The 24,004-nt window shown below is 73.2% G+C and carries 19 protein-coding genes and 5 tRNA genes; 19 read left to right on the top strand and 5 right to left on the bottom strand.

Features of this window, described 5'->3' with window-relative positions; translation table 11 throughout:
* Positions 1–62: 62 nt before the first annotated feature.
* From ABIB16_RS01175 to ABIB16_RS01155, 5 genes are all read right to left on the bottom strand, one after another.
* Positions 63–1,727, bottom strand: a complete 1,665-nt coding sequence (locus ABIB16_RS01175) for an ABC transporter substrate-binding protein (protein ID WP_095353805.1) — start codon at positions 1,725–1,727, stop codon at positions 63–65.
* Positions 1,728–1,775: 48 nt separating this feature from the next.
* Positions 1,776–1,856, bottom strand: a tRNA-Leu gene (locus ABIB16_RS01170).
* Between the two features lie 58 nt (positions 1,857–1,914).
* Complete coding sequence (gene bcp, locus ABIB16_RS01165; RefSeq protein ID WP_036382122.1) at positions 1,915–2,403, bottom strand: thioredoxin-dependent thiol peroxidase; 489 nt, start codon at positions 2,401–2,403, stop codon at positions 1,915–1,917.
* Between the two features lie 86 nt (positions 2,404–2,489).
* Positions 2,490–2,562: transfer RNA gene (locus ABIB16_RS01160), tRNA-Lys, on the bottom strand.
* 67 nt (positions 2,563–2,629) lie between these two features.
* Positions 2,630–3,178 carry a hypothetical protein gene (locus ABIB16_RS01155; protein ID WP_095353806.1) on the bottom strand — a complete coding sequence of 183 codons (549 nt, stop codon included), beginning with the start codon at positions 3,176–3,178 and terminating at the stop codon, positions 2,630–2,632.
* 104 nt (positions 3,179–3,282) lie between these two features.
* On the opposite strand from ABIB16_RS01155, the gene ilvD reads away from it, so the two are divergent.
* The 19 genes from ilvD (at position 3,283) to ABIB16_RS01060 (ending at position 23,950) form a co-directional block, all read left to right on the top strand.
* Positions 3,283–5,010 carry a dihydroxy-acid dehydratase gene (gene ilvD / locus ABIB16_RS01150; RefSeq protein ID WP_036382119.1) on the top strand — a complete coding sequence of 576 codons (1,728 nt, stop codon included), beginning with the start codon at positions 3,283–3,285 and terminating at the stop codon, positions 5,008–5,010.
* A gap of 103 nt (positions 5,011–5,113) precedes the next feature.
* Positions 5,114–5,899 carry a glucosamine-6-phosphate deaminase gene (nagB, locus tag ABIB16_RS01145; protein ID WP_036382115.1) on the top strand — a complete coding sequence of 262 codons (786 nt, stop codon included), beginning with the start codon at positions 5,114–5,116 and terminating at the stop codon, positions 5,897–5,899.
* Between the two features lie 43 nt (positions 5,900–5,942).
* A complete protein-coding gene (locus ABIB16_RS01140; RefSeq protein WP_134376922.1) occupies positions 5,943–7,163 on the top strand; it encodes an N-acetylglucosamine-6-phosphate deacetylase in 1,221 nt (406 codons plus the stop codon).
* Between the two features lie 291 nt (positions 7,164–7,454).
* Positions 7,455–9,356 carry an acetolactate synthase large subunit gene (locus ABIB16_RS01135; protein ID WP_354436007.1) on the top strand — a complete coding sequence of 634 codons (1,902 nt, stop codon included), beginning with the start codon at positions 7,455–7,457 and terminating at the stop codon, positions 9,354–9,356.
* A gap of 12 nt (positions 9,357–9,368) precedes the next feature.
* Positions 9,369–9,878 carry an acetolactate synthase small subunit gene (gene ilvN, locus ABIB16_RS01130; RefSeq protein ID WP_095353809.1) on the top strand — a complete coding sequence of 170 codons (510 nt, stop codon included), beginning with the start codon at positions 9,369–9,371 and terminating at the stop codon, positions 9,876–9,878.
* A gap of 36 nt (positions 9,879–9,914) precedes the next feature.
* Positions 9,915–10,946, top strand: a complete 1,032-nt coding sequence (gene ilvC, locus ABIB16_RS01125; RefSeq protein WP_251649634.1) for a ketol-acid reductoisomerase — start codon at positions 9,915–9,917, stop codon at positions 10,944–10,946.
* A 149-nt stretch (positions 10,947–11,095) separates the two neighbouring features.
* Complete coding sequence (gene serA, locus ABIB16_RS01120; protein ID WP_002854199.1) at positions 11,096–12,691, top strand: phosphoglycerate dehydrogenase; 1,596 nt, start codon at positions 11,096–11,098, stop codon at positions 12,689–12,691.
* Between the two features lie 100 nt (positions 12,692–12,791).
* Complete coding sequence (locus ABIB16_RS01115) at positions 12,792–13,481, top strand: DUF8692 domain-containing protein (protein ID WP_354436006.1); 690 nt, start codon at positions 12,792–12,794, stop codon at positions 13,479–13,481.
* The gene (gene metG / locus ABIB16_RS01110) at positions 13,474–15,099 is read left to right on the top strand and encodes a methionine--tRNA ligase (protein WP_095353811.1); all 1,626 of its coding nucleotides are present in this window, start codon (positions 13,474–13,476) and stop codon (positions 15,097–15,099) included. Before ABIB16_RS01115 ends, metG begins: the two co-directional genes overlap by 8 nt.
* 71 nt (positions 15,100–15,170) lie before the next feature.
* Entirely contained in the window at positions 15,171–16,247 is a 1,077-nt protein-coding gene (locus ABIB16_RS01105; protein ID WP_135019757.1) for a 3-isopropylmalate dehydrogenase, read from the top strand.
* 187 nt (positions 16,248–16,434) lie between these two features.
* On the top strand, positions 16,435–17,484 hold the full coding sequence (locus ABIB16_RS01100; protein WP_051995178.1) for a branched-chain amino acid aminotransferase: 1,050 nt from the start codon (positions 16,435–16,437) through the stop codon (positions 17,482–17,484).
* A 25-nt stretch (positions 17,485–17,509) separates the two neighbouring features.
* A complete protein-coding gene (locus ABIB16_RS01095) occupies positions 17,510–19,771 on the top strand; it encodes a carbon starvation CstA family protein (protein ID WP_041103186.1) in 2,262 nt (753 codons plus the stop codon).
* Position 19,772: 1 nt separating this feature from the next.
* Complete coding sequence (locus ABIB16_RS01090; RefSeq protein ID WP_080772545.1) at positions 19,773–20,018, top strand: YbdD/YjiX family protein; 246 nt, start codon at positions 19,773–19,775, stop codon at positions 20,016–20,018.
* A gap of 194 nt (positions 20,019–20,212) precedes the next feature.
* A complete protein-coding gene (locus ABIB16_RS01085; protein ID WP_041103184.1) occupies positions 20,213–21,007 on the top strand; it encodes a fumarylacetoacetate hydrolase family protein in 795 nt (264 codons plus the stop codon).
* 50 nt (positions 21,008–21,057) lie between these two features.
* Positions 21,058–22,635, top strand: a complete 1,578-nt coding sequence (gene gltX / locus ABIB16_RS01080; protein WP_049145177.1) for a glutamate--tRNA ligase — start codon at positions 21,058–21,060, stop codon at positions 22,633–22,635.
* On the top strand, positions 22,632–23,429 hold the full coding sequence (locus ABIB16_RS01075) for an HAD family hydrolase (RefSeq protein WP_135019811.1): 798 nt from the start codon (positions 22,632–22,634) through the stop codon (positions 23,427–23,429). The genes gltX and ABIB16_RS01075 overlap by 4 nt, the downstream gene beginning before the upstream one ends.
* A 119-nt stretch (positions 23,430–23,548) precedes the next feature.
* Positions 23,549–23,620: transfer RNA gene (locus ABIB16_RS01070), tRNA-Gln, on the top strand.
* Between the two features lie 55 nt (positions 23,621–23,675).
* Positions 23,676–23,748, top strand: a tRNA-Glu gene (locus tag ABIB16_RS01065).
* Between the two features lie 129 nt (positions 23,749–23,877).
* Positions 23,878–23,950 (top strand) — tRNA-Glu (locus tag ABIB16_RS01060).
* Positions 23,951–24,004: the final 54 nt, after the last annotated feature.

Raw genomic sequence — 24,004 nt, 5'->3', positions numbered from 1 at the left:
ACCAGGCCGAGCAGTGGCGGTCGGGCCGGGCGCCGTGATCTCCCACTGTACTACCGGTGCGTTCAGCCTTCGGTCAGCCTGACGCGCGAGAAGGGCTCGTCCAGCTGCGGCGACGTCGGGTAGGAGGCCACGCGCGGGCCGGTGGCCAGGGCCGAGATCGGATAGACCAGCGGCAGCGCCGGCAGGTCGAGGGCCATGGCCCGGACGACGCGGCGGAACAGGGCGCGGCGCGCGTCGTCGTCGTTCTCGGCCGCCGCCGCGTCCACGTCCTCGACGACGCGCGGGTTGCGGTAGCCGGTCTCGGCGCGGCCCGAGCGCGCGAAGGGCTCGAGGAACGCGTGCGGGTCGCGATAGTCGCCGGTGCGGCCCATCAGGTGCAGGGCTCGGGTGGGCCGGGAGACGACGGCGTGCAGGTAGTCCTGGTCCTCCGGCACGGGCACGGGCACGATGTGCATCCCCACCGCGCCGAGGTCGCGGGCGACCATCGCGTAGACCCGCTCCGGCTCGGGCAGGGAGGGGCGGGCCGTGCCGGCCGGGTAGAGGAACTCCAACGGCTCCCCGTCGTATCCCGCCAGGTGGAGGAACTCGCGGGCCCGGCCCGGGTTGACGTCGTAGCGCCGCGCCTCCTCGTCGCCGACGCCGAGGGACGGGGGGACGAGGTCGTGGGCCAGGCGGGTGCCCTCGAGGAAGACGTCGCTGCCGGCGATGCGCGGGCGGTCCACCGCGTACGCGATCGCCTGGCGCAGGTACTGCGAGCGCACGCGCGGGTGGTCCAGGTTCATGCCCACGTAGAGCACGCCCAGGGGGTCCCGGGGCAGCACCTGGGTGCCGGCCTCGACGAGGGGGCGCAGCTGGCCGGGGGCGACGACGTCGATCACGTCCGCCGAGCCGCGCCGCAGCTCCCGCAGGCGCACGGAGGCCCGACCCCACGCCTGCACGGCCACCGGGTACGCCGCCGGATCGGAGCCGCGGTGGCGGGCGCTGGGGACCAGGATCGTCGCGCCCGAGGCGCCCGGGTGGGCGCGCGTGAGCTCGGCGGTCTCCGCGGCGTCGGCCCAGCGGTAGGGGCCGGTGCCGGCGGGGGTGGTGACCTCGGAGCCGTCCACGTCGACCGTGCGGTCCCACGAGGCCGGCGAGGAGATCGCGAAGGCCGGCGAGGCCAGCGCGGCCGCGAGGTGACGGCGGGGGGAGTGCAGGCGCAGCCGCACCTCGAGCTCTCCGCGGGCCTCGACGCCGGCGAAGGCGGAGTCCGCATCCCCGGCGTATCCGCCGAAGGCCGAGACGAACGAGGAGGGCGGGGCGACGGTCCCGTCCACGGGCGCAGGGGCGGAGGCCCACCGCTCGATGTTCGCGACCACGGCGGCGGCGTCGCACGGCTCGCCGTCGTCGAACACCACCCCGGAGACCAGGTGGAACGTGTGGAGGCGGCCGCCGTCGGACTCCTCATGCCGCTCGGCGAGGCGGGGCGTGGGGGCGCCGGTGTCCGCGTCCACGCCGAGCAGCGTCTCGAAGACCTGGCGGATCAGACGGAAGGACTCGACGTCCAGCGCGCGGGCCGGATCTCGCGTCAGCGCCCGCGCCGGGGCGCCGACCACGAGCAGTCGGCCCGGGCCCGAGGAGGTCGGGGCGGCGGAGGACGGCGCCGCGGGCGACGTCGTGCAGCCGGCCACGCTCAGGCCGAGCAGGCCCAGGCCCCCGCCGAGGAAGGCGCGGCGAGTGGGCTGCATGGCGGCCTCCTCTGGCAGGTGACGTCGGGGTCGGGCGGGCCCGGGGAGTGCGGGCGGGGGGACTCGAACCCCCACGTCCAGGACACTGGAACCTAAATCCAGCGCGTCTACCAGTTCCGCCACGCCCGCGCACACCCCGCGCGGGCGGGGCGAGGCCCGATCCTACCGTGCGGCGCCCGGGCGCGGATCAGGCCTCGTCGAGGCCGAGGGTGCGGCGCAGTCGGGCCACGTGGCCGGTCGCCTTCACGTTGTACTGCGCGTGGGTGACCTTCCCGTCCGGGCCGACGACGATCGTGGAGCGGATCAGACCCTCGAAGGTCCGCCCGTAGTTCTTCTTCTCGCCCCAGGCGCCGTAGGCCTCGGCCACCGCGTGGTCCTCGTCCGAGAGCAGGGGGAACGTCAGGCCCTCCTGCTCGGCGAACCGGATGATCCTGCCGATCGGGTCGGGGGAGATCCCCAGGACGACGTAGCCGGCCGCGGTCAGGGAGGCGAGGCTGTCCCGGAAGTCGCAGGCCTGCGTGGTGCAGCCGGGCGTGGACGCGGCCGGGTAGAAGTAGACGATCGTGTGCTTGCCCGCGCTGTCGCGCAGCGAGACGGGCCGGCCCTCCTGGTCCTGGAGGGTGAACGCGGGTGCCGTGTCGCCGGGCTGGAGGCGGTGCTGGGTCGTGTCGGTCATGGGCCCCAGCCTACGGTGGGCCCGGGCGGGGAGCGGGGACGACGAAGGCCCCGTCTCCGTGGAGACGGGGCCTTCGCTTCGGTGGGTGCACCCCCCGGGACTCGAACCCGGAACCTGCTGATTAAGAGTCAGATGCTCTACCGGTTGAGCTAGAGGTGCAGGTGCCGCACCGCCTCTCGGATCTCTCCGGTGCGCCGTGCAACGAGGTGAAACCCTACCAGGGGTTTCAGACACCGCGCAAATCGGGGGGCGTGACGTCCGTCGCGTCCGTCTCCGGGGTCGCGTAGAGGCGGTCCAGCTCGTCCATGAAGGCGGTCATGAAGGCGTGGAAGTCGGTGGCGTCCTCGGCCTGGTCGAGCTCCGCGGTGCCGTCCTCCGTGAGGTCGCCCACCGGCACCCGCGTGTGCTCCGGGACGTCGAACCACGTCCGGAAGCCCGTGACGGTCTCCACCTGATAGCCGCTGCCCGTGTCCGCCACGGTGGCCACGTTGGCCAGGCCCACCTCGACGACGTCGGCGCGGTCCGTGGAGGCCTCGGTCACCGGGCCGTGCGGGTCGTCCTCGGCCACGCCCGGCGCGCGGCGGTCGTGGTCGTCCGGGGTGGAGGTGGGGTCGAACGGGCACAGCAGCATCTCGAGCGGCTGGTGGCGGTAGCCGATCACGAGGGGGGAGGAGGAGCCCGAGGGCTGGCCGTAGACGACGTTGTAGTCGCCGTGGTTGAACACGCGCGCATCGAAGACGCGGCGCAGCCGTCTGTGCAGGGTGGGCGTGTCCATGGGCCCAACGTACGCGGACCCGTCCGCGCGTGTCATGCTGCGGCACCCGTCACACGGGGACGTCGCGTCGGCCCGGTGGCGCCGTGCTCACTAGACTCCGCGGCATGGACTCCGCCGCGTCGACTCCCAGCACCCCGTCCGCCGCTCCCGACATCAAGCCGCGCTCGCGCGACGTCACCGACGGGATGGAGCGCACCGCCGCCCGCGGCATGCTCCGCGCGGTCGGCATGGGGGACGAGGACTTCGGCAAGCCGCAGATCGGCATCGCGTCGTCCTGGAACGAGATCACTCCCTGCAACCTCTCCCTGGACCGCCTCGCCCAGGCCTCGAAGGACGGCGTCCACGCCGCCGGCGGATATCCGCTGGAGTTCGGCACGGTCTCCGTCTCGGACGGCATCTCCATGGGCCACGAGGGCATGCACTTCTCGCTCGTCTCCCGCGAGGTGATCGCGGACTCGGTGGAGACCGTGATGATGGCCGAGCGCCTGGACGGCTCCGTCCTGCTCGCCGGCTGCGACAAGTCGCTGCCGGGCATGCTCATGGCCGCCGCCCGCCTGGACCTGGCGTCCGTGTTCGTCTACGCCGGCTCGATCATGCCGGGCGTGGCCCGCCTGACCGACGGCACCGAGAGGCAGGTGACCATCATCGACGCCTTCGAGGCGGTCGGCGCCTGCGCCCGCGGTCTCATGTCCGAGGAGGACCTGCTCCGCATCGAGAAGTCCATCGCCCCGGGTGAGGGCGCCTGCGGCGGCATGTACACCGCCAACACCATGGCCTCCATCGGTGAGGCCCTCGGCATGTCCCTGCCCGGTTCCGCCGCCGCCCCCTCCGCGGACCGCCGCCGCGACGCCTTCGCGCGCCGCTCCGGCGAGGCCGTGGTGAACATGCTCCGCCAGGGCATCACGGCCCGGGACATCATGACCAAGCCCGCGTTCGAGAACGCGATCGCCGTGACCATGGCGTTCGGCGGCTCCACCAACGCCGTGCTGCACCTGCTCGCCATCGCCCGGGAGGCGGGCGTGGACCTGCAGCTGTCCGACTTCAACCGCATCGCCGACCGCACCCCGCACATCGCCGACCTCAAGCCGTTCGGTCAGTACGTCATGACGGACGTGGACCGCATCGGCGGCGTCCCGGTGGTCATGAAGGCCCTGCTGGACGAGGGCCTGCTGCACGGGGACACCCTCACCGTCACCGGCAAGACCCTCGCCGAGAACCTGGCCGCGCTCGATCCGGACCCGGTGGACGGCAAGGTCATCCGGACCATGGACGACGCGCTGCACCCCAACGGCGGCATCGCGATCCTCCACGGCTCGCTGGCCCCGGAGGGCGCTGTCGTGAAGTCCGCCGGCTTCGATGCGGACGTCTTCGAGGGCACCGCGCGCGTCTTCGACCGGGAGCGCGCCGCCATGGACGCCCTCGAGGACGGGACCATCGCCGCCGGCGACGTGGTGGTCATCCGCTATGAGGGGCCGAAGGGCGGTCCGGGCATGCGCGAGATGCTCGCGATCACCGGCGCGATCAAGGGGGCGGGTCTGGGCAAGGACGTCCTGCTGATCACCGACGGGCGCTTCTCCGGCGGCACCACCGGCCTGTGCATCGGCCACATCGCCCCCGAGGCCGCCGAGGGAGGGCCGATCGGGCTGGTGCAGGACGGCGACCGCATCCGCGTGGACATCGCCGGACGCACCATGGACCTGCTCGTGGACGAGGCCGAGCTCGCCGCCCGCCGCGAGTCCTGGGAGCCGGTGGAGCCGAAGTTCACCACGGGCGTGCTGGGTAAGTACGCCAAGCTGGTGCACTCCGCCGCCGAGGGCGCCTACCTGGGCTGAGGCCCGGTCGGCCCGCACGCCGAGACGAGCAGAGGATGAGCATGCACGCGATCGACGCCCGGGCCGGGGGACCCGCGCCGCGTCCCGGGCGGGAGGCGCGCTGATGGAGGTCGTCATCCTGCCCGACGCCGCCGCCCTGGGCCGGCACGGCGCGGACGCGGTGGCCGCCCACGTGGCGGCCCGTCCCGAGGCCGTCCTGGGGCTGGCCACCGGCTCCTCGCCCCTGCCCGTCTACGACGAGCTCGCCCGCCGGGTCCGGGACGGGGAGCTGTCCCTGCGCTCCTGCCGCGCGTTCCTGCTGGACGAGTACGTCGGCCTGCCCGCGGGACACCCCGAGTCCTACCGCACCGTGATCGAGCGGGAGTTCGTCGTGCGCACGGACATCGCCCCGGAGGCCGTGCACGGTCCGGACGGCGGGGCGGCGGACGTCCCGGGCGCCTGCGCCGCCTACGAGGAGGCGCTGCGCGAGGCCGGCGGCGTGGACGTGCAGCTGCTCGGCGTGGGCACGGACGGGCACATCGCGTTCAACGAGCCCGGCTCCTCCCTCGCCTCCCGCACGCGCATCAAGGTGCTCGCCGAGCAGACCCGGCGGGACAACGCCCGCTTCTTCGACGGCGACCTCGACCAGGTCCCGACCCACTGCCTCACCCAGGGCGTGGGCACGATCCTCGACGCCCGACACCTGGTCCTGCTGGCCCGGGGCGAGGGCAAGGCCGAGGCGGTGCGGCAGCTCGTGGAGGGCCCCGTGAGCGCGCGCTGGCCGGTCACGGCCCTGCAGCTGCACCCGCATGTGACCGTCCTCGTGGACGAGGCCGCCGCCGGGCGACTCGAGCTCGCGGGGGAGTACCGCCACATGTGGGAGGCCAAGCCGTCCTGGCAGGGCCTCTGAGCGCCCCTCGTCCATCGACCCGCCCACCCCGGAAGGTGCATCCGTGCCCGCCTCGGTCCCTCACCGGCCGCGCGCCGAGCAGGCGCCGCAGGCCGCCGCGTCCCCGTCGGTGCTGCGCGCGGACCGCGTCCATGACGGCGAGCGCCTCGGCGGCCCCGGCTGGATCGCCCTGGCCGAGGGCCGGGTGGTGGCCGTCGGGACCGGGGACCCGCCGCGCACCCACGGCCCCGTCCACGACCTCGGCGACGCCCTCCTCGCTCCCGGCTGCGTGGACGTGCACTGCCACGGCGGCGGCGGACACGCCGTCGAGTCCGGCGCGGCCGCGGCACGCGCGGCGGCCGCGGCCCACGCCCGCGCGGGCACGACCACGGTCGTGGCCTCCCTCGTCACGGACGAGGTCGACGCGCTCGCGGCGCAGCTGACGGCCCTGACGCCCCTGTGCGCAGAGGGGGTGCTGGCCGGCGTGCACCTCGAGGGTCCCTGGCTCTCGCCCCTGCACTGCGGCGCGCACCGGGCCGCGTCGCTGCGGGCGCCGGAGCCCGAGGACGTCGCTCGCCTCGTCGAGGTCGGCGCGGGCCACCTGGCGATGGTCACGCTGGCCCCCGAGCTGCCCGGGGCCCTCGACGCGGTGGGCCGGCTGGCGGAGGCGGGCGTCGTCGTCGCGATCGGCCACACGGACGCCTCCTACGAGACCACGCGCGCGGCGATCGACGCGGGGGCGCGGATGGCCACGCACCTGCACAACGCGTGCCGGCCCACCCACCATCGCGAGCCCGGGCCGGCCGTCGCCCTGCTGGAGGACCCGCGCGTGGGGATCGAGACCATCGTGGACGGCGTCCACCTGCATGCGGCCACGGTGCGGCGGGTCGCCCGGGAGGCCGGGGAGCGGTGGATCCTCGTCTCGGACTCCATGGCCGCCGCCGGCTGCGGCGACGGCGAGTTCCCCCTCGGGCCGCTGCGGGTCCGGGTCCACGACGGCGTCGCGCGGGTGGTCGGCGCGGACGGCGCAGCCGGGGCCATCGCCGGGTCCACGGCCACGGTCACCGGCTCGGTGCGCTCCGCCGTCGTCGCCGGGGTCGACCTCGACGCCGCGCTGCGGGCGGCGACGGCCGCGCCCGCGGACGCCCTGGGGCTTCCCGACGTCGGCCGGCTCCGAGCCGGGAGCCGAGCGGACGCCGTCGTCTTCGGCCCCGAGCTCGAGGTGCGCGGGGTGCTCCATCACGGAACGTGGGTGAAGGCGGCCGCCCCCGCGGCGGCTGACTAGGGTGGGCGCAGGCCCGGGATCCGACCCCGACCGCCCGGTCGTCTCACGATGTGACGCTTTATCTCACATTGCGAGACAGGCGGGTGGTCGATGGCGGACGGGGCGCACGGCTGTCGATACTGAGACCACCCCCGAAGGACCCGGCGGCCCGTGTCCCCACCTCAGACTCCACCACGCCGGCCCGATCCGTCATCGACGCGGCCACGGTCCCCGACGCCCGACGGATCCGAACGACGACCGTCCGACGCCCCCGCGACGGACACGCAGCGACGAACGCAGTGAGGTGACCCCATGAGCACGACCCCCCGCGACGCCCGCGCGGCGGTCCCGCAGGTCCCGACGCCGGCCTCCCGCCCGACGGAGACCGCCCGGGTCCAGGAGCGCCGTCCGGCCCCCCGGCCCGAGATCGTCGAGCCGCGGGTGCCCGGCGAGGGCTCCCGCGTCGAGCCGACCCGGATGACCGGCTCCGAGGGCATCATCCGCTCCCTGGAGGAGCTGGGGGTCACGGACGTGTTCGGGCTGCCCGGCGGCGCCATCCTGCCGACCTACGACCCGCTCATGGACTCCGATCGGATCCGCCACATCCTGGTGCGCCACGAACAGGGCGCCGGTCACGCGGCGCAGGGCTACCACCTGGCCACCGGCAAGGTCGGCGTGGCCATCGCCACCTCCGGTCCCGGTGCCACCAACCTGGTGACCGCCATCGCGGACGCCCACATGGACTCCCAGGCGGTCGTGTTCATCACCGGCCAGGTCTCCTCCGCCGCGATCGGCACGGACGCCTTCCAGGAGGCGGACATCGTGGGCATCACGATGCCCATCACCAAGCACTCCCGGCTCGTGACCCGGCCCGAGGACGTCCCCCAGGCCCTCGCCGAGGCGTTCCACATCGCCGCCACGGGCCGGCCCGGGCCCGTGCTCGTGGACGTCACCAAGGACGCCCAGCAGGGCGAGTTCGAGTTCGCGTGGCCGCCCCGGATCGACCTGCCCGGCTACCGCCCCGTCCTGCGCGGCCACCCCCGGCAGATCCGCGAGGCCGCCCGGCTGATCCGCGAGGCCCGGCGCCCCGTGCTGTACGTGGGTGGCGGCGTGGCCCGCGGCGAGGCCCACGAGGAGCTGCGCGCCCTCGCCGAGCTCACGGGCGCCCCGGTGGTCACCACCCTCACCGCCCGCGGCGTCTTCCCCGACTCGCACCCCCAGCACCTGGGCATGCCGGGCATGCACGGCGGCGTCCCCGCCGTGGCCGCGCTCCAGCAGGCCGACCTGCTGATCACGCTCGGCGCCCGCTTCGACGACCGCGTGACCGGTCACCTGCCCTCGTTCGCCCCCGGCGCCCGCGTGATCCACGCGGACATCGACCCGGCCGAGATCTCCAAGAACCGCACCGCGGACGTGCCGATCGTCGGCCACGTCAAGGAGATCATCCCGGACCTGGTGGCCGAGCTCGCGACGGACACCGAGGCGCTGCCCGACCTCGCCGACTGGTGGGCGGTGCTGCGGCGCCTGCAGGACACCTACCCGATGGGCTGGACCGAGACCGAGGACGGCCTCCTCGCGCCCCAGGAGGTGATCTCGCGCCTGTCGGCCCTGTCCGGCCCCGAGGCCACCTACGTGGCCGGCGTCGGCCAGCACCAGATGTGGGCCAGCCAGTTCGTCGCCTACGAGCGTCCGCGCCAGTGGCTCAACTCGGCCGGCCTCGGGACGATGGGCTTCGCCGTCCCCGCCGCGATGGGGGCGCAGGTGGGCGAACCCGACCGCGTGGTCTGGGCCATCGACGGCGACGGCTGCTTCCAGATGACCAACCAGGAGCTCGCCACGTGCGTGATCAACCGCATCCCCATCAAGATCGCGGTGATCAACAACTCCTCGCTGGGCATGGTGCGCCAGTGGCAGACCCTCTTCTACGACGGGCGCTACTCGAACACGGACCTCAACACGGGCTACGACACCGCCCGGGTGCCGGACTTCGTCAAGCTCGCCGACGCCTACGGCGCCGCGGGCCTGCGCTGCGACCGCCGGGAGGACCTGGACGACACCATCCGGCAGGCCCTCGCCATCGACGACCGCCCCGTGATCGTGGACTTCGTGGTCTCCCGTGACGCCATGGTCTGGCCGATGGTCCCCGCGGGGGTCAGCAACGACGCGATCCAGGTGGCCCGGGGCATGACGCCCGACTGGGACCAGGAAGACTGAGGAGGGCAACCGATGGAACGCCACACCCTGTCCGTGCTCGTCGAGGACGTGCCCGGCACCCTGACCCGCGTGGCCGGCCTCTTCGCCCGGCGCGCGTTCAACATCCACTCGCTGGCCGTGGGCGTCACGGAGGTCGGGGGCCTGTCCCGGATCACCGTGGTCGTCGACGCCGACACGGATCTGCTCGAGCAGGTCACCAAGCAGCTGAACAAGCTGATCAACGTGATCAAGGTCGTCGAGCTCACGCCCGACTCCTCCGTTCAGCGCGACCACCTGCTCGTGAAGGTGCGCGCCGATGCCGCCACCCGCGGTCAGGTCGTCCAGGCGGCCGACCTGTTCCGCGCCCACGTCGTCGACGTGGCCCCGGAGTCCCTGACCCTCGAGGCCACCGGCACCCGTGACAAGCTCGAGGCCTTCCTCGAGATGATGGAGCCCTACGGCGTGCGTGAGCTCGTCCGCTCGGGCACCCTCGCCCTCGCCCGGGGGCCGCGGTCCATGACCGACCGCGGCCTGGCCCGCTGACCCGTCCCGATCCACCCATCCCGTGAGGAGAACAGCATGACCGTGAAGAAGTTCTACGACGACGACGCCGACCTGTCGATCATCCAGGGCCGCACCGTGGCCGTCATCGGCTACGGCTCCCAGGGCCACGCCCACGCCCTGTCGCTGCGCGACTCCGGCGTGGACGTGCGCATCGGCCTCGCCGAGGGCTCCAAGTCCCGCGCCAAGGCCGAGGCCGAGGGCCTGCGCGTCGTCGACGTCGCCACCGCCGCCGCCGAGGCCGACCTGATCATGATCCTCACCCCGGACCAGGTCCAGGCCGACGTGTACGACCAGCACATCGCCGGCAACCTGCAGGAGGGCGACGCCCTGTTCTTCGCGCACGGCTTCAACGTGCGCTTCGGCTACATCCAGGCCCCCGAGGGCGTCGACGTCGCCCTGGTCGCCCCCAAGGGCCCGGGCCACGTGGTGCGCCGCGAGTTCGAGGCCGGCCGCGGCGTGCCCGCGCTGATCGCCGTCGAGAAGGACGCCTCCGGCCAGGCCCACGCCCTCGCCCTGTCCTACGCCAAGGCCGTGGGCGGCACCCGCGCCGGCGTCATCGAGACGACCTTCACCGAGGAGACCGAGACCGACCTGTTCGGCGAGCAGGCCGTGCTCTGCGGCGGCGCCTCCCAGCTCGTGCAGTACGGCTTCGAGACCCTCACCGAGGCCGGCTACCAGCCCGAGATCGCCTACTTCGAGGTGCTGCACGAGCTGAAGCTCATCGTCGACCTCATGGTCGAGGGCGGCATCGCCAAGCAGCGCTGGTCCATCTCCGACACCGCGGAGTACGGCGACTACGTCTCCGGCCCCCGCGTCATCACCCCCGACGTGAAGGAGAACATGAAGGCGGTCCTCGCCGACATCCAGTCCGGCGCCTTCGCGCAGCGCTTCATGGACGACCAGAGGGCCGGTGCGCCCGAGTTCAAGGAGCTGCGCGCCCGGGGCGAGGCCCACCCGATCGAGAAGACCGGCCGCGAGCTGCGCCAGATGTTCTCCTGGCTCAAGGACGCGGACGACGACTACACCGAGGGCACGGCGGCCCGCTGAGCCGCCTGAGCCCCCGACGCCGGCCCCGGGCATCGCGCTCCGGGGCCGGCGTCGCATTCCGGCCACGGCCCGTTCGCGCGTCTAGGCTCGGACCGGAGCGCGGGCCGGCCCGCCTCCCATCCCACCGCACCACACCTCCAGGAGCACCCGTGAGCGCAGCCCAGCCCGTCGTCCTGATCGCCGAGGAACTCTCGCCCGCCACCGTCGAGGCCCTCGGCCCCGACTTCGAGATCCGCCGCACGGACGGCGCCGACCGCGCCCGCCTCCTCGAGGACCTGCGCGACGTCGACGCGGTGCTGATCCGCTCGGCCACCCAGATGGACGCCGAGGCGATCGCCGCCGCGCCGCAGCTGAAGGTCATCGCGCGCGCCGGCGTCGGACTGGACAACGTGGACGTGCCCGCCGCCACCGAGGCCGGCGTCATGGTCGTCAACGCGCCGACGTCGAACATCATCTCCGCCGCCGAGCTCACCTGCGGCCACATCCTGGCCGCCGCCCGCAACATCGCGGCCGCCCACGGCTCGCTCAAGGCGGGGGAGTGGAAGCGGTCGAAGTACACGGGCGTCGAGCTGTACGGCAAGCGGCTGGGCGTGATCGGCCTGGGCCGCATCGGCGCGCTCGTGGCCGAGCGCATGAAGGCGTTCGGCATGGAGATCCTCGCCTACGACCCCTACGTGACCACCGCCCGGGCGCAGCAGCTCGGCGCGAGCCTCGTGGAGCTGGACGAGCTGCTCGAGCGCGCCGACGTGGTCACGATCCACATGCCCAAGACCCCCGAGACGGTCGGCATGATCGGCGATGAGCAGTTCGCCCGCATGAAGGACACCGCGATCATCGTGAACGTGGCCCGCGGCGGCCTCGTGGACGAGGACGCCCTCGCCCGCGCGCTCGAGGCCGGGACCATCGGGGGTGCCGGCATCGACGTCTTCAGCTCCGAGCCGGCCACGGACCTGGCGTTCTTCGCCCACGACTCCGCCGTCGTCACCCCCCACCTGGGCGCCTCGACCGCCGAGGCCCAGGAGAAGGCGGGCGTCGCCGTCGCCGGCTCCGTGCGCCTGGCCCTCTCCGGCGAGCTCGTGCCGGACGCCGTGAACGTGGCCGGCGGCGCGATCCACGAGGACGTGCGCCCCGGCCTGCCGCTGGCCGAGAAGCTGGGCCGCGTGCTCACCGCGCTGGTGGGCGAGCAGTCCATCACGGCCGTCGAGGTGGAGATCGCCGGTGAGATCGCCGAGCACGACGTCTCCGCGATGCGCCTGGCCGCCCTGAAGGGCGTGTTCACGGACATCGTCTCGGACCAGGTCTCCTACGTGAACGCCCCCGTGCTGGCCGAGCAGCGCGGCGTCGAGTGCCGCCTCACCACCACCGCGGTGTCCGAGTCCTACCGCAACACCGTCACGGTGCGCGCCGCGACCGCGCAGGGCTCCCAGACCGCCGTCACCGGCACACTCACCGGCCCGCGCCAGGTGCAGAAGCTCGTGGGCGTGGACCGGCACGAGCTCGAGGTGCCGCTGGCCGACCACCTGCTCGTGTTCGCCTATCAGGACCGCCCGGGTGTGATCGGCGTCCTGGGCCAGGCCCTCGGGGTGCAGGGCGTGAACATCGCCGGCATGGACGTCTCGCGCGACGACGAGGGCGCCGCCCTGGCCGTGCTGACCCTGGACGGGGCGCTGTCCGGAGACACCGCGGCCACGCTGGCCGCGGCCATCGGCGCCGCCCGTGCGGCCGAGGTGGACCTCTCCGTCTGACCCGTCGACGCCCGGGCGGGCACCGCGGGCCCGGCGCGCGGCGGGCGGGCTGATCGGCGTCAGTGTCCTGCTCGCCACCTGGTCGTTCGCCCTCCCCTTCGTGTTCGGGCTGGGCCCGCGGCAGGTGCCGTGGTGGCGCGAGGTCTTCGACGTGAACCACGAGGCCAACCTCACGGCGTGGTGGAGCTCGGGCCTGCTCCTGCTGGGGGCCGCGGGCTTCACCACGGTGGGTCTCGTGCGTCGCGCGCTGGGGGCGGACCGGCGGCCGAGCCTGCTCGCGTGGTTGACCCCCGCGGCCCTGCTGGCGGCCATGAGCTTGGACGAGTCGACGCAGCTCCACGAGCAGGCCGGCCAGCTGTGGGAGGTCCTGCCGTTCGCGGGGGAGAACCCGCTGCCCGCGTTCCAGTGGCTGATCCTCGGCGCGCCGGCCGCGATCGTCGTCCTCGGGCTGCTCGCGCTGTGCACCGTCGCCCTGCCCCGCCGGACCCGAGCGCTGACGGTGGCGGGCGGCGCGGTGTTCTTCTTCGGCGCGATCGTCCTCGAGGCGGTGCCGCTCGTCTTCGGGATCGGGCGCAGCACCCTGGCCTACCACGTCGCGACGCACGCGGAGGAGCTGACCGAGATGATCGGGGCGTCCGTGCTCGTGGTGGCCCCGTGGGCCCACCTGCACCTGCGGCCTGCGCCGGGCCATCTGCAGGTGACCGCCGACGGCGTCCCGGACGTCGGCGCGGACGACGTCGTCCTCGGCGCGGGCCCCGGCCCCGCCGGTAGACTCGACGACTGTGACTGACGCCCGCGCCCCGTACTACCTGACCACGGCCATCTCCTACCCGAACGGCGAGCCGCACATCGGCCACGCCTACGAGTACATCGCCTCGGACGCGATGGCCCGCTTCCAGCGGCTCGACGGGCGGGACGTGCGCTTCCTGACCGGCACGGACGAGCACGGCCAGAAGATGGAGCAGACGGCGCAGCAGCAGGGCGTGAGCGCCCTCGAGCTGGCCACGCGCAACGCCGCCGTCTTCAAGGAGATGGACGACGACGTCCTGGACATCTCCTACGACCGCTTCATCCGCACCACGGACACGGACCACGCCGAGGCCGTCCGCGAGATCTGGCGGCGGATGGAGGCCAACGGGGACATCTACCTCGGCTCCTACGCCGGCTGGTACTCCGTGCGGGACGAACGCTACTTCGGCGAGGACGAGACCGAGGTGGGTCAGGACGGGGTGCGCCGCGCCGTCGAGACCGGCACCGAGGTGACGTGGACGGAGGAGGAGTCCTACTTCTTCCGCCTGTCCAAGTACCAGCAGCCGCTGCTGGACCACTACCGCGAGCACCCGGACTTCGCCGCCCCCCGGTACCGCTTCAACGAGGTCATCCGCTTCGTGGAGGCCGGGCTCGAGGACCTGTCCATCTCCCGGACCTCCTTCCAGTGGGGCATCGACCTGCCGGCGCCCGCGGACCCCGACGCCGGCGACGCCGACCGGCGCGCCGACCACGTCACCTACGTCTGGGTCGATGCGTTGACGAACTACCTCACCGGCGCGGGCTGGCCGGCGGAGGACCCGGAGGCGTTCGCGCGCTACTGGCCCGCGGACCTGCACGTGATCGGCAAGGACATCTCCCGGTTCCACTGCATCTTCTGGCCCGCGTTCCTCATGTCGGCCGGCCTCGAGCTGCCGCGCCGCGTCATGATCCACGGCTTCCTGAACAACAACGGGGCCAAGATGTCCAAGTCCCTGGGCAACGTGGTGCACCCGCGGGAATGGGTGGCCCGGTACGGCCTGGACGCCATTCGCTTCTTCCTGCTGCGCGAGTTCCCGTTCGGCGCGGACGGCTCCTACAGCCACGAGGCCGTGGTGAGCCGCAAGAACGCGGACCTGGCCAACAACCTCGGCAACCTCGCCCAGCGCTCGCTGTCCATGGTGGCCAAGAACTGCGGCGCCGCCGTGCCCGAGCCGGGCGAGTTCACCGAGGCGGACCGCGCCGTCCTGGCCCAGGTCGACGCCCTGCTGGAGCGCTCCCGGTCCGCGTACGCGGTGCAGGACTTCCACGACGCGCTCGAGGAGACCTGGCGCGTGCTCGGTGAGATCAACGCCTACTTCGCGGACCAGGCCCCGTGGGTGCTGCGCAAGACGGACGAGCCGCGCATGCGCACGGTGCTGTACGTGACGTTGCAGGCCGTGCGCCGGGTGGCCCTGCTCGCGCAGCCGGTGATGCCCGGCTCGGCCTCGCGGCTGCTGGACCTGCTCGGCGTCCCCGCCGAGGGCGACGCCGGCCGCACCGGCGCGTCCGGCACCGGCCCGCGGTCCTTCGCCGCGTTCCACGAGGACCTGGTCCCCGGCACCCCGCTGCCCGCCCCGCAGCCGGTCTTCCCGCGGCACGAGGAGCCCGCCGAGGACTGAGTCCGTCCGGAGGGTGAGACCGGGTGTCACACGATGTGGTCCTCACGCGTGCCGCGCGTAGCCTGAGGGCCATGACCGAGACCACACGCAGCTCCGCAGACCCCTTGGACATCGCCGTCATCGGCGGCGACGGCATCGGCCCCGAGGTCACCGACCAGGCCGCCGCCGTCCTGCAGGCGGCGCTGCGTGCCGAGGGGCGTCCGGAGGCCCGGCTCACCCCGTATCCGCTGGGTGCGGAGCACTGGCTCGAGACCGGCGAGGCGCTCACGGACGAGGTCCTCGAGTCCCTTCGCCGCCACGACGCGATCCTGTTCGGGGCCGTCGGCGCCGCGCCCGGGGACGAGCGCATCCCGTCCGGGCTGATCGAGCGCGGCATGCTGCTCAAGCTGCGCTTCGCGCTGGACCACGGCGTGAACCTGCGCCCGGCCACCCTGCTGCCCGGCGCCGTCAGCCCCCTGGCCGCGCCCGGCGAGATCGACTTCACCGTGGTGCGCGAGGGCACGGAGGGGCCGTACGTGGGCAACGGCGGTGCGATCCGCGTGGACACCCCGCACGAGATCGCCACGGAGGTCTCCGTGAACACGGCGTTCGGCGTGCGCCGCGTCGTCGAGGACGCCTTCCGTCGCGCCGACGCGGGCGAGCGCAAGCGCCTCACGCTCGTGCACAAGCACAACGTCCTGGTCCACGCCGGCCACCTGTGGCGCCGCACCGTGGAGTCCGTGGCGGCCGACTTCCCCGCGGTCACCTGGGACTACATGCACGTGGACGCCGCCACGATCTTCCTGGCGACGGACCCGGCCCGCTTCGACGTGATCGTGACGGACAACCTGTTCGGGGACATCATCACGGACCTCGCCGCCGCCGTGACCGGCGGCATCGGGCTCGCCGCCTCCGGCAACATCAACGTCGAGGGCACGGCGCCGTCGATGTTCGAGCCGGTCCACGGCTCCGCCCCGGACATCGCGGGCCAGGGGATCGCCGACCCCGTGGCCGCCATCCTCTCCGCCGCCCTGCTGCTGGAGCACGTGGGCGAGGCCGGCGCGGCCGCGCGCGTGCGCACCGCCGTGTGGGCGCACCTGAAGGACCGGGTGGACGGCGCGCGGGGCACCACCGCCGAGGTGGGCGCCGACGTCGCCGCGCGGGTCTGACGCGCGGGCTCGGCGCGTCGACGCCGGGTCTAGGATGGGGCGACGGCCTGTGGCGTGTGCCACGCCCGGCGCCGTGGCCCCCCGCGCGTCGTGCCCGGCACCGGAGCCGTCCCCATCTGCCACCGTCACGAGGAGTGATCCCACCGTGTCCGAGACCGTGTTCACGCGGCAACCGCATCTGTCCCCGATGTCCGATCAGCAGCGCGTCGAGATCCTCCAGGACCCCGGTTTCGGCAACGTCTTCACGGACCACATGGTCTCGATCGACTGGACCTGGGACGAGGACGGCGGCGCGTGGCATGACGCCCGCGTGGAGCCCTACGGACCGCTGTCCCTGGACCCCTCGGCCGCGGTGCTGCACTACGGCCAGGAGATCTTCGAGGGCCTGAAGGCCTACCGGCACGAGGACGGCTCGGTGTGGACGTTCCGCCCCGAGGCCAACGCGGCCCGCCTGAACCGCTCCGCCCGCCGCCTGGCCCTGCCGGAGCTGCCCGAGGAGCTGTTCCTCGGCTCGCTGCGGGCCCAGCTCGAGGCGGACCGGGCCTGGGTGCCCACCGGCCCGGGCCAGTCCCTCTACCTGCGCCCCTTCATGTTCGCCTCCGAGGCGTTCCTCGGCGTCCGCCCGGCCCGGCAGGTGCGGTACATGGTGATCGCCTCCCCGGCCGGCAACTACTTCGGCGGCGAGCTCAAGCCGGTGACCATCTGGGTCTCGCGCGACTACGCCCGCGCCGGCAAGGGCGGCATGGGCGCGGCCAAGACCGGCGGCAACTACGCCGCCTCGCTGCTGCCCCAGCTGCAGGCCGCGGCCCAGGGCGCCGACCAGGTCGTGTTCCTCGACCAGTACAACGACGACGCGATCGAGGAGCTCGGCGGCATGAACGTGTTCTTCGTGCACGCCGACGGCCGACTCGTCACCCCGGCGCTCACCGGCACGATCCTCGAGGGCGTCACCCGCTCCTCGATCCTCCAGCTCGGCCGGGACATGGGCCTGACCGTCGAGGAGCGTCGCGTCACCCTCGCCGAGTGGGCCGAGGGCGTCCGCTCGGGCGAGATCACCGAGGTCTTCGCGTGCGGCACCGCCGCCGTCGTGACCCCGATCGGCCGTCTGCTCGACGGCGACGACGTGATCGAGTCCGCCGGCGGGGCCGACGTGGCCCTGAAGATCCGCACCGAGCTCGAGGGCATCCAGACCGGGCGCGTCGAGGACCGCCACGGCTGGCTGCACCGCCTCGTCTGACCCCACCCCACGAACGGAGACCCCCGTGAGCTCGCACCGCTCCTCCGCGGCCGCCGAGGGCGCCCCACTCCCGGCCACGACGCCGGAAGACCTCCCGCCCACCGAGGCCGCCGGCCGGCCCCGCTGGACGCCCGCGAAGATCGCCGTCTGGGTGGCCGTCGCCCTGCTCGGCGGCGTCGCCTGGACCATGCTCGCCCTGCACCGCGGCGAGACGATCAACGCGATCTGGTTCGTGTTCGCCGCCGTGGCGACGTTCGCGATCGGCTACCGCTTCTACTCGAAGTACGTCGAGCGCATGATCGTCCACCCGGACGACACCCGCGCCACCCCGGCCGAGTACCGGGCCGACGGCCGGGACTACGTGGCCACCGACCGCCGCGTGCTCTACGGCCACCACTTCGCGGCCATCGCCGGCGCCGGTCCGCTCGTGGGCCCCGTGCTCGCCGCGCAGATGGGCTATCTGCCCGGCACCATCTGGATCATCGTCGGCGTGATCCTGGCCGGCGCGGTCCAGGACTACCTCGTCCTGTTCTTCTCGATGCGCCGCGGCGGCCGCTCGCTCGGCCAGATGGCCCGGGACGAGCTGGGCCGCGTCGGGGGCACCGCCGCGATCGTCGCGACCCTGCTGATCATGGTGATCATCACGGCCATCCTGGCCCTCGTGGTGGTCAACGCCCTGGGCGAGTCCCCGTGGGGCGTGTTCTCCGTGGCCATGACCATCCCGATCGCGCTCTTCATGGGCGTGTACCTGCGCTGGATCCGCCCGGGCCGCATCACCGAGATCTCCGTGATCGGGTTCGTCCTGCTCCTGGCGGCCATCATCGGCGGCGGCTGGGTGGCCGGGACCGAGTGGGGCGCGGCCCTGTTCACCCTGGACCGCGTGACCATCGCGTGGGGCATCATCATCTACGGCTTCGTGGCCGCCGTGCTGCCCGTGTGGCTGCTGCTCGCCCCCCGCGACTACCTCTCCACCTTCATGAAGATCGGCGTGATCGCCGGCCTCGCCGTGGCCATCGTGATCGTGCAGCCGCAGATCACCGCCCCGGCGATCTCCGAGTTCGCCTCGGGCCAGACCGGTCCGGTGTGGCCGGGCTCCCTGTTCCCGTTCCTGTTCGTGACCATCGCGTGCGGCGCCCTGTCCGGCTTCCACGCGCTGATCGCCTCGGGCACCACCCCGAAGATGGTGGAGAAGGAGCGCCAGACCCGCTTCATCGGCTACGGCGGCATGCTCATGGAGGCCTTCGTGGCGGTCATGGCGCTCGTGGCGGCCGTGTCCATCGACCGCGGCATCTACTTCGCCATGAACGCCCCCGCCGCGCTCACCGGCGGCACCCCCGAGACGGCGGCCGCCTGGGTGATGAGCCTGGGCCTGGCCGGCGTGGACGTCACGCCCGAGCAGCTCACCGCGCTGGCGAACCTCGTGGGCGAGGACACGGTCGTCTCCCGCACGGGTGGCGCCCCGACGCTCGCCGTCGGGCTCTCGATCATCATGGGCCAGCTGATCGGCGGCGAGGCCCTCATGGGCTTCTGGTACCACTTCGCCATCATGTTCGAGGCGCTGTTCATCCTCACCGCCGTGGACGCCGGCACCCGCGTGGCCCGCTTCATGCTCCAGGATTCCCTGGGCAACGTGGTCCCGCGCTTCAAGGACACCGGCTGGCGCGTGGGCGCCTGGGTGTGCACCGGCATCATGGTGGCCGCGTGGGGCGCCGTGCTGATCATGGGCGTGACCGACCCGCTGGGCGGCATCAACACGCTGTTCCCGCTGTTCGGCATCGCCAACCAGCTGCTGGCGGCCATCGCGCTCGCGGTGGTCCTGGCGATCGTGGCCGGCCGCCGGCACTTCCGGGGCCTGTGGATCGTGGCGCTGCCGCTGGCGTTCATCACCGTGGTCACCACCGTGGCGTCGTTCCAGAAGATCTTCTCCTCCATCCCGGCGGTGGGCTACTGGGCGCAGCATCGCGCGTTCCAGGACGCGCTGGCGGCGGGGAAGACGAGCTTCGGCGCCGCGAAGTCCGTGCCGGCCATGGAGGCCGTGGTCCGCAACACCTTCATCCAGGGCACGCTCTCCGTCGTCTTCCTGGTGTTGGCGCTGATCGTCATCACGACGTCGGTGCTCGCCACGGTGCGCGCCTTCCGCGGCACCGAGGTCATCGACCACCAGGACCCGTACGTGCCCTCGCAGCGCTTCGCCCCGGCCGGGCTGTTCGCCACGGCCGAGGAGAAGGAGCTGCAGCGGCAGTGGGACGCCCTGCCGGCGGACCGGCAGCCGGTGCGGGGTCACTGACGTGGCCGATCCGCGCGCGACGCCGGCCGGGCCCTCCACCGCGGAGGGCTCGGCCGGCCCGTCACGGCCCGGGGTGTGGGCCCGGGCGCGCTGGTGGGTCCGCCAGCTCTCCGGTGAGGGGAAGTACGACGCCTACGTGGCCCATCACCGGGCCCACCACCCGGGGCGGGCACCGATGACCGAGCGGGAATTCTGGCGGGCCGAATACGCCCGCCAGCAGGCGAATCCGGGCAGCCGCTGCTGCTGAGCGGTCTCGACCCGCCCTGCACCGCGCCGCACCGCACCCCGCTGAGCCAGACGAATCCGCCCGCGAGCCAGACGAATCGGTCGCCCCGGGCCGTCGGGCGCGGCCGAATCGTCTGGCTCGCGGCGTCAGCGGGGTCGGCATCGGGTGGGGTGTCCGGCGACGGCGCCCGCTGCTCACCCACTAGGCTGGCAGGCATGCGCATCGCCCGTTTCGTGGACCAGGCCGAACCGACCTACGGCATCGTGGAGGGCCCGGCCGACGCCGACCCCGCCGAGCTGAGCATCACCGCCCTGCAGGGCGACCCGTTCTTCCACGGGATCCAGCCCACCGGCACCACGCACCGCCTCGAGGACGTGCGCCTCGTGGCGCCGATCATCCCGCGCTCCAAGATCGTCGGCGTCGGCCGCAACTGGGCTGACCACGCCAAGGAGCTCGGCAACGAGGTGCCCACCTCGCCCCAGTTCTTCCTCAAGCCGAACACCTCCGTGGTGGGTCCGAACGAGCCCGTGACCCTGCCGAGCTGGTCGGACGAGGTCTCCTACGAGGCCGAGCTTGCCGTCGTCATCGGCACCATCTGCAAGGACGTGCCGGTGAGCCGCGTGGACGACGTCGTGTTCGGCTACACCGTGGGCAACGACCTCACCGCCCGCGACGCCCAGCGCACCGACCTGCAGTGGGCCCGCGCCAAGGGCTTCGACGGCGCCTGCCCGCTGGGCCCGTGGATCGAGACCGAGCTGGACGTGGAGCCGGCCGGCGGCCTGCGCATCACGTCCCGGCTCGACGGCGAGACCCGCCAGGACGGCACGACGGCGGACATGGTCTTCGGCGTCCGCGAGCTCGTGGCCGCGGCCTCGGAGATGTTCACCCTCCTGCCCGGCGACGTGATCCTGACCGGCACCCCGGGCGGGGTCGGGACGGTCCAGGAGGGCCAGCGCGTCGAGGCCGAGGTCGAGGGGATCGGCGTCCTGGCCACCGTCTTCCGCCGCTGACGCGGGCGCCCGACGACGCCGTCCGGGCCCCCGCGTAGACTCGGGGCATCATGACTGACGCCACCGCTCCCGTGTCCGAGAACGCCCCCGCCCCCTTCGCCGACGTCCCCCAGGTGGACGCCGAGACCCCCGTGCGCGTGCGCTTCGCCCCCTCGCCCACCGGCACCCCCCACGTGGGGCTGATCCGCACCGTCCTGTTCAACTGGGGCTGGGCGCGGCACACCGGCGGCACCCTCGTGTTCCGCATCGAGGACACGGATGCCAAGCGCGATTCGGAGGAGTCCTACCAGCAGCTGCTCGAGGCGATGCGCTGGCTCGGGATCGACTGGGACGAGGGCGTCGAGGTCGGCGGCCCGCACGAGCCGTACCGTCAGTCCCAGCGCGGGCAGATCTACGCGGACGTGATCGAGAAGCTCAAGGCCGGCGGATACATCTACCCGTCCTACTCGAGCCCCGAGGAGACCGAGGCCCGTCACCGGGCCGCCGGCCGCGACCCCAAGCTCGGCTACGACGGCCACGACCGCGACCTCACGGACGAGCAGATCGCCGCCTTCGAGGCCGAGGGCCGCGCGCCGGTCTGGCGGCTGCGCATGCCGGACGAGGACATCACCTTCACCGACCTGGTGCGCGGGGAGATCACCTTCAAGGCCGGCTCCGTGCCGGACTTCGTGGTGGTGCGCGCGGACGGCTCGCCGCTGTACACCCTCGTGAACCCGGTGGACGACGCGCTCATGGGCATCACCCACGTGTTGCGCGGCGAGGACCTGCTCTCCTCCACTCCGCGCCAGATCGCGCTCTACCGCGCCCTGTACGCGATCGGCGTCGCCCGGTACATGCCGGTGTTCGGCCACCTGCCCTACGTGATGGGCGAGGGCAACAAGAAGCTCTCCAAGCGCGACCCGCAGGCCAACCTGTTCCTGCACCGGGACAACGGCTTCATCCCGGAGGGCCTGCTGAACTACCTCGGCCTGCTGGGCTGGTCCCTCTCCGCGGACGAGGACATCTTCACCCCGCAGCAGTTCGTGGAGCACTTCGACGTGCACAAGGTGCTGGCCAACCCCGCCCGCTTCGACGAGAAGAAGGCGATCGCGATCAACGGCACGCACGTGCGCATGCTCGACGTGGCCGACTTCCGTGACCGTCTCGTGCCCTACCTGCACGCGGCCGGCCTCGTGGGCGAGCACCTCACGGATCGGGAGATGCAGATCCTCACCGCCGCGGCCCCGCTCGTGCAGGAGCGCGTGCAGCTGCTCGGCGAGGCCGTCGAGATGCTCGCCTTCCTCTTCACGGCGGACCGGGACGTCCGGACGGCCGAGGGCGCCCTCAAGGGCATGCCGGCGGACCTGGGGGCCGCCGTCGCCGCGGCCCGGGAGGCGCTGGCCGCCCTGCCCGAGGACGAGTTCACCACCGAGCGGATCGAGGCGGCGCTGCGGGCCGCCCTCATCGACGGCCTGGGCCTCAAGCCGCGCCAGGCGTTCGGCCCGGTGCGCGTCGCGGTGACCGGCCGCAAGGTGTCCCCGCCGCTCTTCGAGTCGCTCGAGATCCTGGGCCGCGACTCCGCGCTCGCCCGCCTGGACCGCTTCGCCGCGGAGCAGGGCCTGGACCAGGGCCGGCCCGCCGACGCATGAGCCGGGGCGCCAGCACGACGCCGGCCGGCGGGTCCGCGGGCGCGCCCGCGCCGCCGGCCTGGGACGCCGTCCTCTTCGACCTGGACGACACGCTGCTGGATCTGCGCTCCGCCCAGCACGCCGCGTTCGACGCGACGGTGCGCCGGCAGTGGGCCGGGGCCGCCGACGTCGACCCGGCGGTGCTGGCCGAGGCCACCGACGCCTTCGCGTCCGACGTCGGCGGCCACTACGGGCGCTACGTGGCCGGGGAGCTGACGTTCGAGGAGCAGCGGCTGGCCCGCGTGGCCGACGCCCTGCGCGCGCTCGGCGTGCCCGAGGACGCGGCGACCCCGCTCGACGGCCTGTGGACCACCGACTACGAGGAGGTCGTGCGCGGGCACTGGGCGCTGTTCCCCGCGACCGCCGACGTGCTCGCCGAGGTGCGGGGAACAGGCCGTGGCGTGGGGATCGTCACGAACAACGTGGAGACCTACCAGCGCGGCAAGGCCGACGCCCTCGGTCTGGAGTGGGTCGAGGTGCTGATCGGCTCGGACACGGCCGGGGCCCCGAAGCCGGACCCGGCCCCCTTCCTGGCCGGCTGCTCCCGCCTGGGCACGGACCCGGGACGTACCCTCATGGTGGGGGACAGCCTGCGTCACGACGTCGAGGGGGCCCGGTCGGCGGGGCTCGTCCCGGTGTGGATGAGCCCCGACGCCCCCGCCCACGGCGGGGCGGAGGAGCCGCTCTGGGACGAGGAGCACGCGTGCTGGCGGATGCGGGCGATCGGCGGGCTGCGGACCTGGCTGGCGGCCTGACCCGCCGATTTTGCACGCGCCGCCCGGAGGGTGTAGAGTTCTTACTCGTTGCCGGAGAGATCCGGGAACACGGAGCTCATGAATATGATGCACATCGGTCAGGCATGCTTGACCGACAGTGGGGTATGGTGTAATTGGCAACACAACGGTTTCTGGTACCGTCATTCTAGGTTCGAGTCCTGGTACCCCAGCGAGTCTTCGGACTCAGTGAACGCGCACGGGCGGAGACGCTCGGACGTGGCGCACGGCCCCATCGTATAGCGGCCTAGTACGCCGCCCTCTCACGGCGGTAACGCGGGTTCAAATCCCGCTGGGGTCACGCAGTCGCCGCCCGGTCCTCAGACCGGAACGGCACGGGCGGATGAACGCATCCGCCGCCTGAACAGGAGACGCAGGCGCAGCAGAAGGTCTCCACGGCATCGCTTCCGCACACGCGGACAGCGCGCTCGGCCCCATCGTATAGCGGCCTAGTACGCCGCCCTCTCACGGCGGTAACGCGGGTTCAAATCCCGCTGGGGTCACCCGAGTGACAGGAAGCCCGGTCCCTGCGGACCGGGCTTCCGTCGTCTCCGTCC

It is taken from the genome of Micrococcus sp. UYEF5, assembly GCF_040546065.1.
GTDB lineage: Bacteria > Actinomycetota > Actinomycetes > Actinomycetales > Micrococcaceae > Micrococcus > Micrococcus luteus.
This window is presented reverse-complemented; position numbering and strand designations above follow the sequence as displayed.

Coding starts and splice junctions, on each gene's coding strand:
- ilvN (WP_095353809.1), top strand. CDS start 9,369: ATGGAACGCCACACCCTGTCCGTGCTCGTCGAGGACGTGCCCGGCACC.
- bcp (WP_036382122.1), bottom strand. CDS start 2,403: ATGACCGACACGACCCAGCACCGCCTCCAGCCCGGCGACACGGCACCC.
- ABIB16_RS01175 (WP_095353805.1), bottom strand. CDS start 1,727: ATGCAGCCCACTCGCCGCGCCTTCCTCGGCGGGGGCCTGGGCCTGCTC.
- ABIB16_RS01155 (WP_095353806.1), bottom strand. CDS start 3,178: ATGGACACGCCCACCCTGCACAGACGGCTGCGCCGCGTCTTCGATGCG.
- ilvC (WP_251649634.1), top strand. CDS start 9,915: ATGACCGTGAAGAAGTTCTACGACGACGACGCCGACCTGTCGATCATC.
- ABIB16_RS01085 (WP_041103184.1), top strand. CDS start 20,213: ATGCGCATCGCCCGTTTCGTGGACCAGGCCGAACCGACCTACGGCATC.
- ABIB16_RS01105 (WP_135019757.1), top strand. CDS start 15,171: ATGACCGAGACCACACGCAGCTCCGCAGACCCCTTGGACATCGCCGTC.
- ilvD (WP_036382119.1), top strand. CDS start 3,283: ATGGACTCCGCCGCGTCGACTCCCAGCACCCCGTCCGCCGCTCCCGAC.
- ABIB16_RS01100 (WP_051995178.1), top strand. CDS start 16,435: ATGTCCGATCAGCAGCGCGTCGAGATCCTCCAGGACCCCGGTTTCGGC.
- ABIB16_RS01135 (WP_354436007.1), top strand. CDS start 7,455: ATGAGCACGACCCCCCGCGACGCCCGCGCGGCGGTCCCGCAGGTCCCG.
- gltX (WP_049145177.1), top strand. CDS start 21,058: ATGACTGACGCCACCGCTCCCGTGTCCGAGAACGCCCCCGCCCCCTTC.
- nagB (WP_036382115.1), top strand. CDS start 5,114: ATGGAGGTCGTCATCCTGCCCGACGCCGCCGCCCTGGGCCGGCACGGC.
- ABIB16_RS01075 (WP_135019811.1), top strand. CDS start 22,632: ATGAGCCGGGGCGCCAGCACGACGCCGGCCGGCGGGTCCGCGGGCGCG.